Source organism: Capillibacterium thermochitinicola (assembly GCF_013664685.1).
In the GTDB taxonomy this organism is placed as follows: domain Bacteria; phylum Bacillota; class UBA4882; order UBA10575; family UBA10575; genus Capillibacterium; species Capillibacterium thermochitinicola.
This window is the reverse complement of sequence record NZ_JAAKDE010000056.1, coordinates 1-2076: the sequence shown is the minus strand read 5'-3', so window position 1 is coordinate 2076 and position 2076 is coordinate 1. Positions and strand designations below refer to the sequence as shown.

The window sequence follows — 2076 nt, the reverse complement described above, 5'->3', positions numbered from 1 at the left end:
CCAGGATTTTGTCCGCACCCCCTTCTCGGTATTCTTATACTACCACAAACAGAGGCAGGTAAATTATGGCTTGAAGATTATGATTATATAGATAGCGACATGAAAATCGGTCCTGTAATTGTTCCCGAAAAGATTAGTTCTTTTGTAAGGGAGGGTTGGACGGCATATTTAGAATTAGGTAGAAAAAATAAAAGATGGTATATTACCGGAAGTGGTAATGTTTATCCAAATTAGTGTCCGCACTTCACATAACACAGCATTGCCGCTTCGGGCCGCGGAAAGTCGATTCATGATGTCGGACAAGCAAGTCGAATCATGAAGCGGACGCGGCCACATCGATTCGCCAAGCGCGTCGCGCTAGGGCTTATCGACGTCGGCAATGCCAAACGTTATATGACATATCATTGTATGTAAGCCTTTATATGTGTATAGGTTTAAGGGGGAATTTGATTGTCATACTTACAAGATGTCCTTAGTGGTAAAATCTATAGACAAAATAAATTAGTTGGGAGAAACCTTAAGAGGATTTTAGAAAAGGTGTATTCTAAAGAGGACCCAAATATAATTAAAGATTGGGTTATATCATTTTGCATTAGTTGTAAGATCTTTTTTGATGCGTTCCTTTTTGAAAGACCAATAGAAAGAAATACTTTATCACAAAACCAAGTCCGCTTGTTTCCCGAAAAAAAGAAATTAAGGTTAAATATAGATCAAGATGCCGCTTTTAATTCCTTTAAAGCGCTTGCCCGTTTTCATTTGAGTATTTTTTTGTCTGATGAAGATAACTGCGGTCTTCTAAATAGAGTAGATTTGTCGATAGAAAGTTTTGAGATGGAAATCCTTAAAATATTAGATTTTACGGGAGAAGATATAGATAAGTATTATAGATTATGCGAAATAAGCGGTAAGGATGTGAAAAGATTTTTTTATTCCATTTTTAATGATTTCGCTATGCCATTCGGAATAAACCAAAACGATCCAATTGAAGTCGTGAAGTTTACTGAAATGTTAAAGGAAATATATTTAGAGGTTTTTATTAAATCCTTTTCTGAATCGTATCATAAACATTTTTTGTAGTTGACTTTTGTCTTTATGTTGGTCAAATATCGTTTTTTCCTGCAGATGCAGGATTGGAGTGTGATACGTCATATAACACCAGGGTTCCCGGCTTCGTTCCCTTCGGTCACTACGGCCCATATTGCCGGGCCTAAGCCAGGTCTGGACGGCACCGCCTTCACCAAGTGCAAGCACTAAAGTTCAGTCGGCGCCTCTAAGGCCCGGCAACATCGGGAACCCGTAAACGTTATCGGCCATGCATAAAGGAGGAGTATAATTTTATGACCAGTAGAAAGTGGTTGGGATTCTTGGGGTTTTTGGGTTTTATGGGTATTAAAGGTTTCTTCGACGATTGGCCCTACTTTTTTTCTTTGCCTTTTTCGCCTACTTTGTGTACTTCTTTGAAAATAAGAAAAAAGACTGATCTTGTAATTTATTGGAAGGCCGAGGCGCTCCGAGTTGTTACGGAATTGCTCATTTTAGATATGGGGAAACTTTTCAGGACACCAATGTTGTCATGTATCCTGGCTAGTGATCTAAAGATAGCTGGGGGATTAAAGTTGAATCCTAGTTTGTGAAGGGGAGGGGTTCATCCCTTCTTGAATTTTTGAACTCTTCTTTTACTTTGGAAACGCATATGTGTTGATGATTACCTAAGTGTCAGTAAATGAACACTCATTTTGATTTATCAAAGCCCTAAAATTTTTGTCTTACCAGTGTAAGGATTAAGGGTGGACACACGGCCGATAACACGGCATTACCGTTAGAGGCCGCGGTAGGCATTTTATGAAGGGGAATCGAGGAAGTTGATCATGAAGAATTCGCGGCCACATCGATTCGCCAAGCGCGGTCGCGCTAAGGCTCATCGACGTCGGTAATGCCAAACGTTATGCGAAAGGACACTAAATCCAGATACTAGATAAAAATAATTGCAATTATTGATTTACGTGTTTTGTTGATTGAAGGTGGATACTCAAATGAAAAAGGATGTTAAATGGAAAATATTATTTTGGGTTTTAC

Annotated in this window: 1 protein-coding gene and 1 pseudogene; both read left to right on the top strand. The window is 38.9% G+C overall.

Features of this window, described 5'->3' with window-relative positions:
- A pseudogene (locus G5B42_RS11255) lies at positions 1–234 on the top strand (hypothetical protein); the annotation flags it as partial.
- A 216-nt stretch (positions 235–450) separates the two neighbouring features.
- Positions 451–1077 (top strand): hypothetical protein, encoded by a 627-nt coding sequence (locus tag G5B42_RS11250; protein WP_181340567.1) that lies wholly within the window; start codon positions 451–453, stop codon positions 1075–1077.
- The last annotated feature ends 999 nt before the right edge of the window (positions 1078–2076 follow it).